General features: G+C 39.8%; 19 protein-coding genes. 3 read left to right on the top strand and 16 right to left on the bottom strand.

Annotation, left to right across the window (positions count from 1 at the left end):
- Positions 1-7 precede the first annotated feature (7 nt).
- Genes THETH_RS04290 through THETH_RS04280 form a run of 3 tightly spaced genes read left to right on the top strand, consistent with a single transcriptional unit; the run spans position 8 to position 2,662 of the window.
- The gene (locus THETH_RS04290; RefSeq protein ID WP_013932153.1) at positions 8-1,117 is read left to right on the top strand and encodes an ABC transporter permease; all 1,110 of its coding nucleotides are present in this window, start codon (positions 8-10) and stop codon (positions 1,115-1,117) included.
- On the top strand, positions 1,104-1,679 hold the full coding sequence (gene yfcE / locus THETH_RS04285) for a phosphodiesterase (protein ID WP_013932152.1): 576 nt from the start codon (positions 1,104-1,106) through the stop codon (positions 1,677-1,679). The genes THETH_RS04290 and yfcE overlap by 14 nt, the downstream gene beginning before the upstream one ends.
- Complete coding sequence (locus THETH_RS04280) at positions 1,676-2,662, top strand: hypothetical protein (protein WP_013932151.1); 987 nt, start codon at positions 1,676-1,678, stop codon at positions 2,660-2,662. The genes yfcE and THETH_RS04280 overlap by 4 nt, the downstream gene beginning before the upstream one ends.
- Positions 2,663-2,680: 18 nt before the next feature.
- On the opposite strand, the gene tsf is transcribed toward THETH_RS04280, so the two are convergent.
- The 16 genes from tsf to deoC are packed head-to-tail and all read right to left on the bottom strand — an operon-like array spanning position 2,681 to position 15,543.
- Complete coding sequence (gene tsf, locus THETH_RS04275) at positions 2,681-3,277, bottom strand: translation elongation factor Ts (RefSeq protein WP_013932150.1); 597 nt, start codon at positions 3,275-3,277, stop codon at positions 2,681-2,683.
- Positions 3,278-3,328: 51 nt separating this feature from the next.
- A complete protein-coding gene (gene coaD / locus THETH_RS04270; protein ID WP_013932149.1) occupies positions 3,329-3,808 on the bottom strand; it encodes a pantetheine-phosphate adenylyltransferase in 480 nt (159 codons plus the stop codon).
- Positions 3,805-4,431, bottom strand: coding sequence for a metallophosphoesterase family protein (locus tag THETH_RS04265; protein WP_013932148.1), 627 nt, complete (start codon positions 4,429-4,431; stop codon positions 3,805-3,807). Before THETH_RS04265 ends, coaD begins: the two co-directional genes overlap by 4 nt.
- The gene (gene lgt / locus THETH_RS04260) at positions 4,428-5,285 is read right to left on the bottom strand and encodes a prolipoprotein diacylglyceryl transferase (RefSeq protein WP_013932147.1); all 858 of its coding nucleotides are present in this window, start codon (positions 5,283-5,285) and stop codon (positions 4,428-4,430) included. The genes THETH_RS04265 and lgt overlap by 4 nt, the downstream gene beginning before the upstream one ends.
- A 3-nt stretch (positions 5,286-5,288) precedes the next feature.
- Positions 5,289-5,720, bottom strand: coding sequence for a UvrB/UvrC motif-containing protein (locus THETH_RS04255; RefSeq protein WP_013932146.1), 432 nt, complete (start codon positions 5,718-5,720; stop codon positions 5,289-5,291).
- Entirely contained in the window at positions 5,717-6,274 is a 558-nt protein-coding gene (gene pth, locus THETH_RS04250; RefSeq protein ID WP_013932145.1) for an aminoacyl-tRNA hydrolase, read from the bottom strand. Before pth ends, THETH_RS04255 begins: the two co-directional genes overlap by 4 nt.
- Before the next feature lie 11 nt (positions 6,275-6,285).
- Entirely contained in the window at positions 6,286-6,933 is a 648-nt protein-coding gene (locus tag THETH_RS04245; RefSeq protein ID WP_013932144.1) for a 50S ribosomal protein L25, read from the bottom strand.
- 23 nt (positions 6,934-6,956) lie between these two features.
- The gene (locus THETH_RS04240) at positions 6,957-7,907 is read right to left on the bottom strand and encodes a ribose-phosphate pyrophosphokinase (protein ID WP_013932143.1); all 951 of its coding nucleotides are present in this window, start codon (positions 7,905-7,907) and stop codon (positions 6,957-6,959) included.
- 2 nt (positions 7,908-7,909) lie between these two features.
- Positions 7,910-9,259: a bifunctional UDP-N-acetylglucosamine diphosphorylase/glucosamine-1-phosphate N-acetyltransferase GlmU gene (gene glmU / locus THETH_RS04235; protein ID WP_013932142.1), complete on the bottom strand. Its 1,350-nt coding sequence runs from the start codon at positions 9,257-9,259 to the stop codon at positions 7,910-7,912.
- Between the two features lie 20 nt (positions 9,260-9,279).
- Positions 9,280-11,475 carry a replication restart helicase PriA gene (gene priA, locus THETH_RS04230; RefSeq protein ID WP_013932141.1) on the bottom strand — a complete coding sequence of 732 codons (2,196 nt, stop codon included), beginning with the start codon at positions 11,473-11,475 and terminating at the stop codon, positions 9,280-9,282.
- A gap of 3 nt (positions 11,476-11,478) precedes the next feature.
- A complete protein-coding gene (locus THETH_RS04225; RefSeq protein WP_013932140.1) occupies positions 11,479-11,700 on the bottom strand; it encodes a hypothetical protein in 222 nt (73 codons plus the stop codon).
- A gap of 3 nt (positions 11,701-11,703) precedes the next feature.
- Positions 11,704-12,234 (bottom strand): bifunctional pyr operon transcriptional regulator/uracil phosphoribosyltransferase PyrR, encoded by a 531-nt coding sequence (gene pyrR / locus THETH_RS04220; protein ID WP_013932139.1) that lies wholly within the window; start codon positions 12,232-12,234, stop codon positions 11,704-11,706.
- A 4-nt stretch (positions 12,235-12,238) separates the two neighbouring features.
- A complete protein-coding gene (locus tag THETH_RS04215; protein ID WP_245530560.1) occupies positions 12,239-13,090 on the bottom strand; it encodes a hypothetical protein in 852 nt (283 codons plus the stop codon).
- Complete coding sequence (gene tgt, locus THETH_RS04210; protein ID WP_013932137.1) at positions 13,026-14,186, bottom strand: tRNA guanosine(34) transglycosylase Tgt; 1,161 nt, start codon at positions 14,184-14,186, stop codon at positions 13,026-13,028. The genes THETH_RS04215 and tgt overlap by 65 nt, the downstream gene beginning before the upstream one ends.
- On the bottom strand, positions 14,167-14,805 hold the full coding sequence (locus THETH_RS04205) for a cyclodeaminase/cyclohydrolase family protein (protein ID WP_013932136.1): 639 nt from the start codon (positions 14,803-14,805) through the stop codon (positions 14,167-14,169). Before THETH_RS04205 ends, tgt begins: the two co-directional genes overlap by 20 nt.
- Positions 14,806-14,808: 3 nt before the next feature.
- Entirely contained in the window at positions 14,809-15,543 is a 735-nt protein-coding gene (gene deoC, locus THETH_RS04200; RefSeq protein ID WP_013932135.1) for a deoxyribose-phosphate aldolase, read from the bottom strand.
- Positions 15,544-15,545 lie beyond the last annotated feature (2 nt).

The raw sequence follows: 15,545 nt of genomic DNA, 5'->3' as shown, positions 1-15,545 counted from the left end.
AAAGCAAGTGGGCTTTTTCCATCTGATAATCGTAGAATTGAAAAGGGTGTTCCGCAGCCGTTTTTCACTTTTTGTCACTTTCTTGATACCAATTGCGCTGATGATCATTTCGATCTTTCTTTTCAACAGCTTTACCGAAATTAACATGAAGATCGGTGTTTTAAACCTCGACAAAGATCCTCTTTCTCGGCTCACCGTTGGCATTGTAATGTCCATGTTTCGCGGTGGAACCTTGTCGTACGTTGATCAAAACTATTTGCAGAAACTTTTGAGTGGTGAACTCAACGCGGTTGTCGTAATTCCCGAAGACTTTACAAAAAACCTTTATTCTGGAAAACCAACGGTTATAAAGTTCATTCCAAGTCCTATTGATTTCCAACTGTCCACAGTCACGTATCATGTTTTCAACTCGATGTTTAAAGATCTAAATGGTAGCCCATTTTTTGACCCCCAAGTGATAAGGTATCTTTTCACTTCACCTGGTTATCCAGCCCCACAGTTGGACATAGCGGCAAAAGAAAACTTGTTTTCCATTCCCTCGGTTCTTGCCCCTGTGGCTTTGTTTCTTACGTCTGCACTGATCGTTTTTGTACTTTCCATTCAAACAGTCGTCAGAGACAAAAATTTTGGGTTGATCGAATACTACGTTTCCGCAAATTTTGGAAGTTTAAAGTACAGCCTTGCAAAAGTTTTAGCCATTTCGATGGTTGGAATTCTTGTATCCTGTGTCGCACTCATTTTCGAATTAATTCTTAAAGTTGACGTTCCGTTGAATCTCACTTTGAACTTGCTTTTAATCAACAGTTTGGTACATGCATCCCTTGGAATTATGATTTCAGCTTTGTCAAACAACGAAAATTTTGCGAGTTTAATCGGAATATGCTTTGTTATACTCATATTCCTGTTCAGCGGAATAGCGGTTCCAGTAACCTCTATTCCAAAAGCTTTAAGAATCTTTGCTCTCTACAATCCCTTGTTTCTTGAAACAGGTATCTTGAGAAAAGCTCAAATGTACAACAAACCTGATTTTAACGGCATTTTTATCCTCACGGTTGAAGCGATTATTCTAATTTTGTCGGCCATTTTGGTGATAAAAAAGCAATTTGTTAGGAGGTGAACTTGCCATTAGAATATTGGTTGTTTCCGACACACATGGAGATTTTGAAAGTTGGAAAAAACTCAGAGAACAATCTGGGGTTGTTGATCAAATAGTCCATCTAGGAGATTTTCTTTACCATGGTCCACGCAATCCCATACCAACCGGGTATGATCCTTTAGCTTTAGCAGAAGCTTTGAAATCGGAGAACTTAATGGCGGTACGCGGAAATTGCGATGCCGACGTTGACCTTATGCTGCTTGGAATCGAGGATATGGCTAAATTTATGATCTTAACCTTTGGTAAGTACAAAATGGTTTGTTTGCACGGTGAAAATATAAAGAGTGATGAAGATCTCATACAGCTTCTTAAAAACTATGAAGCTTGCATTGTGGCATTTGGTCATACGCACATACCAAGACTTGAAAAGAAAGAAGCCGGCGTTATCTTAAATCCAGGTAGCCCATCCTTGCCTAAAAAGAACAATCCGCCAAGTTTTGCTCTGATCGACTTCGATAACGAATATTTAAAGATCTCTCTTTTTACCCTCTCTGGAAAACTTGTCGCGGAGGTTAACTTATGAACGAACTGGGAAACTTGATTTCAAAATTGAACCCAAGAGTTCTTCAGATTCGCGAAGAAGCTTCTTTTGTACCATTGGATATAACTTACAGTAGTTCAGGAACCTTTGTGGAAAACGATAAACCAAACTTTATCGATCGAGAATGCGAAAACATCATTTTTGTAGACAGCCGTCGAAGAACATTTGAATCCATCACGGTTGAAGGTTTTGTCATGCTTTTGTGCCAAGTGGTCACAGGTGCTTTGAGATATTCGAATAGTTTGTGTACCCCGCTTTTTTCCCCAGACACAAATCCACCTGAAAGCAAATTCATTTTGGCGGTACCGCAAGCTTTAGCTCAACTCCTTGGCCTTGAGGAAAGCCAAAGGATTTGGATCGGAGAGATCTTAGCACAAGTTGAAATTGGGGCTTCTGCAGAAAATGCCCTTGATTCCTATATGCAAAGAGCAGAGAAAAATGAGGTGGAAAAATACTTGGACCAAGCGATAGTAATAAAGGATGGTTCAATTGACTTTACAACGCCAGCCTTTAGACTACCGTTTGGACCTTTTGGATTGGTCAAAAACATCGAAAAAGCCTATTTGGACATGAAAACCTTTTTGTCGCTTGGACAAATGAAGCGTGGCGAAAGATCAAGAAGTATAAAGGTTAAACTATCCGAGCCGGATTACGAAAGGGTAATGACATACTTAAAACTCGTGGACTCACCGGGTTTAAAAGGACTGGTCAGATTGGAAGCAGTTGTGGAAGTGGATGTTTTTGAAAGCTCAAGTGAAAAGATCTTTGAACTTTTCGATCAACTTGCTAAAACTCTACCAAACCTCACCGCTGATGCTTCATTCATTGCCCGAATGCCGGAAAACATCTTTCCAGTTAGCTATTTAGAAAAATGCTTGGAAAAATTTTTCTATGACCGAGATTACGTTCATTGGAATGTTGTCAAAGCCTTGGCTCAAAGCAAAAGCTCGATAATACAAAAATGAGGCGCTAAGTGTAGCGCCTCATTCAACCCCAACTTCCATTCTTACAAAACGTGTTACTCGAATGTTCTCTTTGATCTTTCCAATGAACTCGTCGATCAATTCTTTAACGGTTTTCTTCTCGTCAAAAACGTATTTTTGGTCGTACAAGCAGTTGTCTTCGAAGAATTTTTCCAATTTTCCTTCCACGATTTTTTCCACTACGCTTTCTGGTTTACCAGAATCTTTCAACTGGGCTCGATATATTTCTTTTTCCTTTTCTATAACCTCCTGTGGAACATCCTCCCTTGTCACATACTTTGGAGACATCGCTGCAACATGCTTAGCCAGGTTGTAAGCCAATTCTTTGAACTCTGGCATTCTTGCTACAAAATCTGTTTCACAACCTAGCTCCAAAAGAACCCCAACTTTTCCTGTGAAATGAATGTAAGAGACAATTATACCTTCTTTTACGGCTCTACCACTTTTCTTAGCCGCTATAGCTGCTCCTCTTTTTCTAAGAATTTCCACAGCCTTTTCGAAGTCTCCGTTCGCTTCTTGCAAAGCTGTTTTACACTCCATAACACCAGATCCTGTCATTTCCCTGAGCTTTTTGACCATTTCTGCACTTATTTCCATTTCAAGTTGCCCTCCTTTTTCAAAGTTTTCGAAAGCATCCAAGTTATTATATCATCTGTTCAGTTTCTTTTTCATGTAATCAATTACAATCGGCGGGACCCATTCGCTCACATCGCCACCCATCCAAGCCACTTCTTTAACCAAAGATGACGATAAATAGCAATACTTTTTGTCAGTAACAAGAAAAACCGTTTCCACTTCGTCCCAAAGTTGCTTGTTGGCCATAGCCATTTCCAACTCGTATTGAAAATCCGTAACAGCCCTCAATCCTCTAACTATCGTGGTTATATTTTTGCTTTTAAGATAATCGACGAGTAACCCTTCGTAAGAATCAACATGGACGTTTTGCCAATCTTTGACCAAATGTTTTATCATATCAACTCTTTCTTGAATTGTAAACAGAGCGGACTTTTTGGGATTCACCAAAACAACGACCCAAAGTTCGTCGAAAATCTTTAAAGCCCTTTGGATAATATCAAGATGCCCATTAGTTATAGGATCGAATGAACCTGGATATACAGCTTTTTTCATTTCCTTTCACACTCCACTTGAAAGATGGCGTAATCCTCAATCCTTATACAGCTAAGCTTTCCACCGTAAACACATCCAGTGTCGACACCAATTTTATCGGGCAAAATCAAAACATTGGCGAACGGTGTGTGACCAAAGACAACTTTGTATCCTACAGCTGGATTTTGCGAATAAATGAACTCGTCTCTTATCCACACAAGATCAAATGGGTCTTGATTTTCAAGTGGTACACCTGGTTTTAATCCGGCATGAACGAATATAAATTTGTCCTTGACATAATAAAGGCGTGTGTTTTTGAGAAATTCAATGTGTTGCTGTGGGATGCTTTTTATTCCTCCGTAACTTCTGATCGTTGCGTTTGCCCCGTTGAATTCCCACAGATAGCAATCTTGTCCTTTCTCTAAGCATGCAAGCATCATTTGTTCGTGATTTCCACGTAAAAAGACGCAGTTGTGAAACTTACTCAAACCAATTAGATAATCAATCACGCCCTTGCTGTCTGGCCCTCTATCCACGTAATCTCCAAGGAAAATCAAAGTGTCATCAGAAGCAAGTGGTAGTTTTTTTACCAATTTGTCCAAAGCCCAAAGGCAACCATGGATATCACCCACAACGTAAGTCATGTTTTCAACTCCCTGCGCCTGTAAAGAAAAATCAAACTACCGCATATCATAGTGATGGCAGCTATAAGCTGCGAAGCCCTTATTTGCCCGATCAACAGGTTATCCAGTCTGATTCGTTCTATACAAATCCGTCCAAGCGAGTACAAAGCTAGATACAAGCCAAAAACTTCCCCGTGTGATTTTTTATATTTGTCGTAAAAATTTTTGAGCAATAGAAACACAAACAAATTCCATAAAAATTCGTACAAAAAGGTTGGATGGAAAAACTCGTAGTTCTCATATCCATAGAGTCTGAACCTTGCTGGCACATACATTTTCCAAACAAGGTTTGTCGGCGCCCCGTATGCTTCGTAATTGAAGAAATTACCCCATCTACCTATCGCTTGTCCCAGCGGAAAGAAAGTAGCACCAATGTCAAGAATCTGCCAAACATTGAAATTTACAGGCTTTTTCACTTTCAAATAAATAACCACAGTTAATACACCAAAGATCAAAGCACCGTATATGGACAAGCCTCCACGCCAAATCATGAACACCTCAAGTGGATTTTTAGCGTAATAATTGAGATTGAAAATGACGTAAAAGACCCTTGCCCCAACTATTCCCATTAAAATACCAAAGAAAATCATTTCGTCAAATAGCTCAAGATTTATCCCCTCTTTTTTTGCTTCCTTTCTTGCCAAAATATAAGCAAGCAATATACCGGCTAAAGCAAAAAGCGAATAATATCTGATCTCAAATGCACCAAACCTGGCAAGAACAGGAGAAAGTATTACTTTTCCCGAAAAAACGTAATAAATTGCGAGAAACGAGCTAATTATACTTGCACCAATCAACGTGATAAGAAAAACCATAGGTCATTTCTCCGCAATACGTTTTTCTATAGCCGCAATTTGATTTTTCAACTTGTTCGCTGTTTTATAATCTTCATTTTCCAAAGCTTTGTTGAGTTTATAGCGAAGTAAAAAAATCCTCCTTCTGAAAACCTCTTTTTCCTCTAGATCGTTGAAATTTTGTCCTTTGTCGAACAAAATACGAAGAACAGCCACAGGAGCTATGGAAAAAATGATATCCGTCGGGACCAAATCGACAGAAATTTCACCAAGGTCAGAGTCTTGGACAATCTCGGAGTGACTTGCCAAATAACGAAGCCCAGATTTTGAAAACTCTTCAGATCCAACGAGCACTTTTTTCAAGCATTTGGAACAATAGGATACTTCCTTTACCATCCCATCGGATAAAAATTTGTAAACCTTATCAGCTGAACCGCCGCAAGATGAACAACTCACGCAACCACCTCATGGGAATTGAAAAAAGTCATAGCTTTTTGTATACCTTCATTTGCAATTACAAATATGGCTTTTATGGCTAAGTCAATTACCTTATCGATTATCAAAAGTTCTTCTTTTGTAAAATCTTGAAGGACAAAGTCCGCCAAAGATAAATCACGCGGCTTTGGACCTATTCCTATACGTATTCTTATAAAGTCCGGCGTTCCAAGTTCTTTTATTATTGATTCCAAACCCTTGTGACCACCACTGCTACCTTTTGGCCTTATACGAAGCTTACCACACGGTAAATCTACATCGTCATAAACAACTATCAAGTTGTTTACAGATAAGCAAGCGGAGGTCAAAAATTCCCTTACCGCGACCCCGCTTGCGTTCATATACGTTAAAGGTTTCAGAAGCCAAAAATTTCCACAACAACTTTCTGCATACAATTTCTGCAAAACCCACTTGCAACGATTTATTTCTGCAAATCTATCAACAACCATGAAACCAACGTTGTGCCTGTTAAAAGCATATTTTGGCCCAGGATTTCCTAGGCCAACTACTACCAAAGGTAACGTGGTTATTCTTCTTCCTCCTCTTCTTCTTTCTTACCTTTCTTTATAACCTCAGGTTCTGTTGGAGCTGCTTGAGAAACGCTTGTTTCCTCTTCCTCACCAGCAGGCGAGAGTACAGTTACAACTACCTCATCTTTTGACAACAAGGTTTTCATTCCCTCAGGCAACTTGAGATCACCAACGTGTAAAGAATCTCCTACATCTAAGTTGCTCACATCGACTTCTATGTATTCCAAAACAGCGGTTGGAAGTGTTTCAACTGGTATTTCGTTTCTCATTACTTCTAGAATTCCTCCCTTTTCGACTCCGATAGCTTTACCGACAATCTTAACAGGTATGTTGATCTTCATTGTTCGACCAGCAGCTGGCTTGTAGAAATCTATATGCAGTATCTCGTCGGTTACCTTATCGATTTGCACTTTTTTCATGAACACGTCAAAAACCTCAGTTTTCCCTTCGCGCTCAAGAACGAGTTTTATAGGTACAGATTCGGAGATTTTACCTACGAGTTTTTTGAATTGGTTTGCTTCTAAAACTATATTGATGGGTTCTACATCCGGTCCATAGACAACCCCAGGTATGAAGCCTTGTTTTCTCAGGCGCCTTACCGGTCTTTTGCCCGTTACCTCTCTAACAGCTGCTTTGATCTCCATTTTTACAACCTCCCTTGCGAATCTTATCTAAATAGTATACTAACAGAAAGATTCCTGCGAATTCTTATTATTGCCTCACCTAACAATGAAGCGACACTCACCACTTGAAACTTTTCTGGAAGATTTTCGTGATGAATCGTATCTGTTATATAAACTTTTTCAACTTCGCTTTGAACAATTCTTTCCACAGCTTTTCCAGACAAAACACCGTGTGTTGCAAAAGCAAGTATACGCCTTGCGCCGGATTTTTTCAAGATCTCAGCACCCTGGACAATCGTTCCACCTGTGTCTATTATATCGTCAAACATCAAAGCTATCTTTCCTTTGACATCACCTATCACGTTAACCACTTCTGCCATGTTGTCAGCTGGGCGTCTTTTATCTAAAATTGCCAATGGAACTTGCAATTTTTCTGCAAATTTACTTGCCCTTCTAACGGCTCCAACATCGGGTGAAACAATCACCAAATCTTGCTTTTCTTCTTTAAATTCTTTTTGAATTACCTCCACAAAAACAGGAAAACTGTAAAGATTGTCAACTGGTATATCGAAAAACCCTTGAATTTGATCAGCATGCAAGTCGATCGTAAGTACTCTCGTCGCCCCAGCTACAGTTATCAAATTCGCAACCAGCTTGGCAGTTATAGGATCTCTACCTTTGGCTTTTCTATCTTGCCTTGCATAGCCATAATATGGGATGACAACCGCTATGCTGCTGGCTGAAGCTCTCTTGAACGCATCTATCATAACCAACAGTTCCATCAAATTCTCGTTGACGGGTGGAGAAGTCGACTGAATGAGAAAAATGTCGTGACCTCTCACCGTCTCGTTTATTCTAACGTTGATCTCGCCGTCTGAAAATCTTGAAACCTGGCAATCTCCTAATCTCACTCCAAGGTATTCTGCTACTTTTTTTGCTAAAGGTAAATTTGAGTTACCGGCAAACAACTTGAACTCGTTTTTCAAAAGAGGCATTTTTATTCCTCCTTCTTTTGAAACTTTCGAAGTACCCATCCTATTTTATTTTCCTGTCTTGCACGGGCTATTCCAAGGCTCCATTCTGGAACATCCTGTGTGATCACCGAACCGGCTGCCACAAAAGCACCTTTCTTTACAGTCACTGGCGCTACAAGACAACTGTTACTTCCTATAAAAGCTTCGTCCTCAATGTAAGTTGGATTCTTCTTCCTACCATCGAAATTACAGGTTATCGTACCAGCTCCTATGTTCACTTCCCTGCCAATTGTGGCATCACCTAGGTAAGAAAGATGTTGAGCTTTTGTTCCAAAACCGATAACAGAATTCTTAACCTCAACAAAATTACCAATTTTGACGTTTGAATGCAAAACGGTGCCTTCCCTCAATCGACTGAATGGACCAACCGATACTTCATCAAAAATAGTTACTCCAACACATTCTGATCTAACCACACTCACGCGGTTCCCTATTTTGCAATTTACCAATCTGGTCATTGGACCAATCACACAATCTTCTCCTATCTCTGTTTTTCCTTCTATGAACGTCATGGGATAAATCACTGTGTCCTTTCCTATCACAACGTCGGCTTCTACGTAAGTTGTGTCTGGATCGATTATTGTAACGCCAGACAGCATTAACTTTTCCAAAATTTGCCTGCGTTTTATTTTCTCCGCCTGTGCTAAATGAACTCTGTTGTTAATTCCAAGAAATTGCTCAAAGTTATCTACCTTGAAAATTGAGACCTTATCAAGAAACGCTAAAACGTCCGTAAGATAGTACTCATTCTTCTTGTTGTTTGGTTTAACCTTAGGTAAAGCTTCAAGAAGCTTTTGGGCGTTGAAAACATAAACACCCGTATTTATTTCTTTGATGTTTTTTTCTTCAACAGCGTCTGCTTCTTCTACTATCTTCAAAAATCGTCCGTCACTATCCCTGACAATTCTTCCGTAACCTGTCGGATCGGCAAGTTCGGTGCTAACTATGGTGGCGTCGAATTTTCCTTGAGTGTGGGTAAAAACAAGCTTCCTCAACGTTTCCACATCGATCAGAGGCATGTCACCGTAGAGTATCAAAACTTCTTTCGCTGTTTTGATGAAATCAACTGCAGACATCACGGCGTGAGCTGTACCAAGTTGTTTTTCCTGAAAGAATATCTTGACATCTTCAGGCAAAAGAGGTTTGACCATTTCTGCTCCATATCCCAGTACAACGGCTATTTCATCCGACACTTGCTTGGCAGTATCAACAACCCAATTGATCATGGGTTTACCGCAGATTTTGTGTGTTACCTTTGGATACTTCGAGTTCATTCTAGTTCCTAACCCGGCCGCAAGAATAAGAGTTTTCATACTTTCCCCCCTTTCATTTTTTACACCAATCTAGGTGGATTCACAAGAACTTTTATCCCGTGTTTTCCAACAAGTTTGTACTGTCGCCTTATTTCTTCAAGCGTTAACTTAAGTTGCTGAGTTTTGGCAATGAAATGATATCTGTACTTTCCCCCCACCTTAAACATTGGATGTTCAACTGGTCCAAGTATTTCTGCCATTTGCAATTTTGCCGCAAAATCTTGAATGATTTCCCACCCGATAGCTGCATCGTGCGATTCCAAGATCACTTGAACAATATCACAATAAGGCGGATATTTGCTTTCTTTCCTGCGAAGTAGCTCCGATTCGTAAAGATTTTCTAAAGGCTCATTGATGTATGATGTTATAATCCCTGGATCGATATTTCGAACTTGAATTAATACAGTTACTTTTGCACCAAGTTGAGTGATCTTTCTAACAAACTGAATCATGCGTTCTGTGGAGGAATAATCCGGTTGATTTAAGAAGCTGTCAATGTTTGTAATTCCAACAAAGCCAACCCGCGATAAACTCACAAGATGTGCGATTGGTTGAGTTACGATCAAAACATCAGTTTGACCAACTTCGAATTTGATCAAAGATTCCAACAATGATTTTTCATCGTATTCTTCAACATCTAAAAATCGTATCACAGCTTCCGGTATGTGATACTTCAAAACTCTTTCCAATCGTTCTCCACCAAAACCTATAGGATACAAGGCTGGGGCACCACATTTTGGGCAATTTCTAACGGCTTGCTCCTCCCAACCACACAAATGACACTTCAACGTATGTTTCAGTTTGTGATACGATAAAGGAACATCGCAATTTGGGCATTTAACCAAAGTTTCACAAACAAAACAAATAACGTATGGTGCATACCCTTTTCTTCTGGTTATGATCAGCGCTCCGTAACCTTCACGAAGTTTTCTGTCTATTTCTTCCAGCATTTTAGGTGAAACTATTTGTTTTTCACGGAGTTTTTCAATGATCACATTGGTGTTTTTCACCGATATATCGTATCTGCTATTTTTTTCAACTCTTACAAAAGTTTTCAGCCTACCAGAAGCAGAAAGCGCAATCAGCGGTACTTTAAAAAACTCGGCTTTTTTCCAGGCGATTTCCACTGCATCATAAATGGGTTCATGCATTTGATAATAAGATTCTTCCTCTTCACTCTCAATCACAATCAATCCTAAATTTTTTATCGGTAAAAAAACCCCTGCACGCGTTGCAAAGAATATCGCTGGTTTTCCTGTGTAAGCACTCAACCAAGCGAAAGTTTTCCTGGCATCGGTAAGGTTCGCGTGAAAAACTATTGATCTTTGCTCGAAAACGACGTTTGCAATTCCGGCAAGTTTAACGGCTTGTGAAACATATGGCGAAAGGAACAAAATAGACTTACCTTGGCTGAGTACCTCGGAAATTTTCGGGATTACAAACTTGAACCTTGCTATGTCATCCTGCCCGAATATCAAAATCGCGTTATTTTCAAGATGAAAGCGCAAAGAACCTTCACGACTAGCAATGCTTTCTACCGGAAGGGCCAAGCTTGAAAAACGAATGATGCCTTTTAAAACCATTTTTTCAAGTTCTTTCATGCTGATTCCAAGGGCGTTTATCAAGTCTTCTGTTTTTGACACTTTTGCAAGTGAAAGATAATTCAACACATCGTACTCGATCTCATTCTCAACTTTGTGCAAAAGCTTTGACAGATCGTCAGTTAAAATCACAAATGTCTTCTCTGCTGGTATTCTTGGCATTTTAATTGCTTCCTTTGATTTACTCAACCTTACGTATCCCTTTTTCAGGAGCATCTTCAAATCTTCTTCTGATCTTGTCTTCAAAAAATCTTGAAGCTTTGTTCTTTTTAATCCTATCAATTCTGTTGTCGGTTCAACAAAAGTTTCCAAGTATTTGTCGATATAAGAAGGGAGAAGCAAATCAAATACCTTACCGATTGGAACAAGATATTGTTCGGATATCCATTTTGCGAGCAAAACATCGTTTTCGGAAAGAAAACTGAATCCATCCAAACGCTCCAAAATTGGCTTTATTTTTCGACCTGGTGCTTCGGATTCTTCCACAACGTAGCCTTTAACCTTTCTTCCATGAAAATCAACGATTACTCTTTCACCTATTTCCAACTTTACATCCGAACTATAGACAAAAGTTTCATCAACGGAAATTTTGGAAATGGCTACGCGGTAAAACATTCTTCAAGTTTCTTTACGTTTCCAAACGATGCCTTTTTTTGAGGTTATGAGAGTCACATTTGGGGGAAATTCCACAGGAAAATTTTGGATCAATTCAACAATGAGATCCTCAGGAATAGAAGTTTCAATCCAAATCTCGTCGATACTTATCTCGGTTTTTTCCATTTTCGTCGCAATGTTGTTAACGGCTCTCTCTATGGCCTTGATATACCTGGCATAATCCATGGTTTAATCCTCCAATCGAACTATGTAAACAGCGTCTTCTCCGTCGATTTCCTTCAGACACACTTTAACTTTTTCTCGCGTTTTGGAAGTAGGAAGATTCTTGCCGACAAAATCAGGTCTTATGGGAAGTTCTCTGTGACCTCTGTCCACCAAAACTGCCAACTGTACACTTTTTGGCCTTCCCCTTCTCATAATGCCATCCAAAGCTGCTCTAACTGTTCTACCAGTGAACAAAACATCGTCAGTTAGAATAACTATTTTCCCGTTCAAATCAAAATTGATTGAACTTCTATCTACATCAGTTCGCTTTTCATCATCTCTATAAGGACCAACGTCAAGATAACCAACTTCAACTTTTTTGCCTTCTATAAGTTCAATGTTTCTTGCCAAACGGTCAGCCAAAAACGCACCACGCGTTAAAATGCCCACAAGTACAACGTCGTCCACACCTTTGTTTCTTTCAAGTATTTCATGACTTATCCTCATTAAAGATCTTCTTATTTCGTCTTCTGAAAGAATCTTAATCCTCACCATACATTCACCATTTGAAACCTATTTTGAAATCTATGTGCCACTTGTAGCCAAGTTCCTTTAAAAGATCGTTGCTGTTCATAGGTGAAAAAGGATAAAGCACAGACAATCCTAGATCAACCGTTCCAAGATTGATCATCACACCAAATTCCACAGATATGTTTGACTCATTGAGAGATTTGTACAAAAACGGTAATGAAACATGAAGTTTAACTGGTTCTACATTCAGCTGTGTTGCGGGGACAAACTGCCAAAAATCGAGATTCTCAAAGAAGTATGCTACATCAAAAGCGAAAACCATCTGCTCGAAATCAAGTTTAAGTCCCCCGCCAACGCTGAAGAGTTTAAGTTCTTGAGTTTTTTGTGACCAAAGTTGCAACCTTTTTAAAGCAAGGCTGTAGCTGGTATAACCAGAGTCGGAAAATTTTCCTTGAACACCAAGATCTAGAAAAACAGAGTAATAGTTCCCATTGCTTTCTTGAACTCTATCTAACCCCAAACCTACCCCGAGGTTGGTACTACCAGCTTTTCCAGCTATGACGTACAAAAAAGACAATCTTTGTACATCAAAATCGGTTAAATCTGTTGATAAATTCAAAACACCTGCCAAGGAATCCTCTGGAGGTTGAACCAAAGAGATGGAAAAACTTCTAGAGTTATTTGTACCCAATCTGAACGTTCCCTCAAGCAAAACCCTACGTAGCTCGTTTTCTACAATACCCGCAGGATTGGCTTTGAAAGCCCAAGGTCCCGAAGAACTTGAGCAGAAACCACCCTCAGAGAAGTTAAAGATGTCAGCTTTTACCAAAATCGACGACATTATCAGCAAAATCACTGCAAACAACGTTATCTTTCTCATAAGCCTTCAACACCTCCTCTTTGAACGAACCAAAGGTCCCTTGAAGGATGCTTTCTCTTAATCGTTTCATAAAGTCCATCATGAAGTACAGGTTGTGATAAGTTAACAAAATTCCTCCCAGTGTTTCCTCACGATCAATGAGATGATGTATATAAGATCTAGTGTAGTTTCTACATACTTTGCATGAACATTTTTCATCGATTGGCCTTTTATCCATTTTATACCTTGACGCCTTTACGTTCAACCTTCCTTCCCACGTCAAAGCCGTACCATGTCGGGCTAATCTCGTTGGAAAAACGCTGTCGAACATATCCACACCAATTTCAACCAGTCTTACTATAAGCGCAGGGGAACCCCCACCCATGAAATACCTCGGTTTGTGCTTTGGCAAACACGAAACGCTGACTTCAGACATATAAAGCGTTTTTTCGTACTCTTCACCCAAACTCAATCCACCTATTGCAAATCCATCAAAAGGTAGCTCTGACAAACTTTTGGCACTCTCAATTCTGAGATCTTCGTACGTTCCACCTTGTGCGATCGCAAAAAGCAGCTGATGCTTTTGAACACCTTCTTTAAGACATTTGAGAGCCCATCTGTAAGTTCTCTTTGTCGCCTCAAGGACTTCTTTGTAACCATCTGCAGGAGATGGGCAATGATCCAAAACCATCACGATATCCGAATTCAACGTTCTTTGAATTTTCATGGAAAGCTCAGGAGTCAAAAAGATTTTTGAACCGTCAACAGGAGATGTTATGAGTACACCTTCATCCGATATTTTTATCAGCTTCTTCAAACTGAAAACCTGAAAACCTCCACTGTCTGTTAAAATTGCTCCATCCCAATTCATAAATTGGTGAAGCCCACCGTGAAGTTCTATCACCTCAAGACCAGGTCGAACTGCTAGATGGTAAGAATTTCCAAGCAAAATACCAACACCTATTTCTTTAAGGTCTTCAGATCTCATCAACTTGACATTTGCATTGGTTCCAACCGGCATGAAAATAGGTGTTTCATAAACACCGTGAGCTGTTTTGAGTTTTCCAACTCTGGCAGAACCGCATTCCTTTACAATCTCAAAGCCCAAGCTTTCCACGTTCTTTTGCAACCTCCTTGACCGCTTTCAAAGCTCCTTCAGCTTCACCGGTCAAAGTTCTAAGCTCATGCTTCATATACTCAACAAACTGTTCGTCTTTTATGGAATTCAAATTGATGAGCACATTTGCCTTAGCCGCTTGAAACGCTCCAAAGGCTAATTCTGCCGCACTAACTGCATCGGAAATGGCGTTAATATTTCCCCATCTTGCAACAATTTCGGCAAACCTTAGAACCTCTCTTGAATAACGACACACCTCGTAAGGTACCTTTGCCGCTTTTTTAAGTGCTTCCTGGATAGCCGTTTTTCTTGCTTCCTTTTGTTCTTCCGTTTCCTTTGGCATTTTGTAAGCCTCAATTACTTCATCAAAGGCTTTTATATCAAGTTCAATGTGTTCCAACATCTTGAGGCGTATCTCTTTCATATTTTCAAGTGTTCTTTCCATCTCGGCGTGCCAATCAGAATAATCATTTCTTGCAAGGGTTAGATTTGAAACCATTTCATTAAGCGCCGCTGCCAAAGCACACACCAGTGCGCTTACAGCTCCTCCACCCGGTGTTGGATTCTTATCCGCAACCTTTTCGATGAATTCCCTTAAAGAAAGCTTGTCCCAAGCCATTTTTTACACCTCCTGCAAGATAAGTTGTACTCCTTGGCTGGTTCCTATCCTATCTGCACCTGCAAGCACCATTTGACAAGCTTGCTTGAAAGTTCTTATGCCACCTGAAGCTTTGACGCCCAAGTTTGGTACACACCACTTCATCAAATGCACGTCCTCAACCTTTGCTCCTTCCGGTCCAAACCCAGTGGAAGTTTTCACGAAAGCTGCCTTCGCAAGTTCACTTATAAGGCAAGCTGCTATTTTTTCCTCTAAAGTTAAATAGCAAGTTTCTATTATGACCTTCACAGGTGCGGGCTTTGAAGCCTCAACAACCTGCGAAATTTCTTCGTAAACATACTCCCACTTTTTTGATTTTAACATACCAATGTTTAAAACCATATCTATTTCATCAACACCAATTTTCACTAATTCTTCTGCTTCTTTTGCCTTAATACTCGGAGTACTTGCTCCAAGTGGAAATCCAACAACGCTGACAACTTTGATTCCCGTACCCCGCAATTTTTCAACGGTTAGTTCTGCATAACAAGGATTCACACAAACACCAAAAAATTTGTGTTCTAAAGCTTCATTGCACAAACGCTCCACATCTTCAGGAGAAGCCGTTGGCTTTAAAAGTGTGTGCTCAATCTTCGATCTTATTTGATCTTTCGATACAATCTTATCCTGCTCAATCTCAAACTTGTAATTTGTTCTGTAAGCCTCCAACTTTTCCTCAATCATTTTTTCAAAATTCATCC

Source organism: Pseudothermotoga thermarum DSM 5069, assembly GCF_000217815.1.
In the GTDB taxonomy this organism is placed as follows: Bacteria; Thermotogota; Thermotogae; order Thermotogales; family DSM-5069; genus Pseudothermotoga; species Pseudothermotoga thermarum.
Note: the sequence above shows the minus strand (reverse complement) of the source record. Positions and strands in the feature narration are given on the sequence as shown.

What these genes read in the sequence shown, in the direction of transcription:
- THETH_RS04280 (WP_013932151.1), top strand. Translation starts at nt 1,676, where the DNA reads ATGAACGAACTGGGAAACTTGATTTCAAAATTGAACCCAAGAGTTCTT.
- tsf (WP_013932150.1), bottom strand. Translation starts at nt 3,277, where the DNA reads ATGGAAATAAGTGCAGAAATGGTCAAAAAGCTCAGGGAAATGACAGGA.
- coaD (WP_013932149.1), bottom strand. Translation starts at nt 3,808, where the DNA reads ATGAAAAAAGCTGTATATCCAGGTTCATTCGATCCTATAACTAATGGG.
- THETH_RS04265 (WP_013932148.1), bottom strand. Translation starts at nt 4,431, where the DNA reads ATGACTTACGTTGTGGGTGATATCCATGGTTGCCTTTGGGCTTTGGAC.
- lgt (WP_013932147.1), bottom strand. Translation starts at nt 5,285, where the DNA reads ATGGTTTTTCTTATCACGTTGATTGGTGCAAGTATAATTAGCTCGTTT.
- THETH_RS04245 (WP_013932144.1), bottom strand. Translation starts at nt 6,933, where the DNA reads ATGGAGATCAAAGCAGCTGTTAGAGAGGTAACGGGCAAAAGACCGGTA.
- THETH_RS04240 (WP_013932143.1), bottom strand. Translation starts at nt 7,907, where the DNA reads ATGCCTCTTTTGAAAAACGAGTTCAAGTTGTTTGCCGGTAACTCAAAT.
- glmU (WP_013932142.1), bottom strand. Translation starts at nt 9,259, where the DNA reads ATGAAAACTCTTATTCTTGCGGCCGGGTTAGGAACTAGAATGAACTCG.
- priA (WP_013932141.1), bottom strand. Translation starts at nt 11,475, where the DNA reads ATGTTTTACCGCGTAGCCATTTCCAAAATTTCCGTTGATGAAACTTTT.
- THETH_RS04225 (WP_013932140.1), bottom strand. Translation starts at nt 11,700, where the DNA reads ATGGATTATGCCAGGTATATCAAGGCCATAGAGAGAGCCGTTAACAAC.
- pyrR (WP_013932139.1), bottom strand. Translation starts at nt 12,234, where the DNA reads ATGGTGAGGATTAAGATTCTTTCAGAAGACGAAATAAGAAGATCTTTA.
- THETH_RS04215 (WP_245530560.1), bottom strand. Translation starts at nt 13,090, where the DNA reads ATGAGAAAGATAACGTTGTTTGCAGTGATTTTGCTGATAATGTCGTCG.
- THETH_RS04205 (WP_013932136.1), bottom strand. Translation starts at nt 14,805, where the DNA reads ATGGCTTGGGACAAGCTTTCTTTAAGGGAATTCATCGAAAAGGTTGCG.
- deoC (WP_013932135.1), bottom strand. Translation starts at nt 15,543, where the DNA reads ATGAATTTTGAAAAAATGATTGAGGAAAAGTTGGAGGCTTACAGAACA.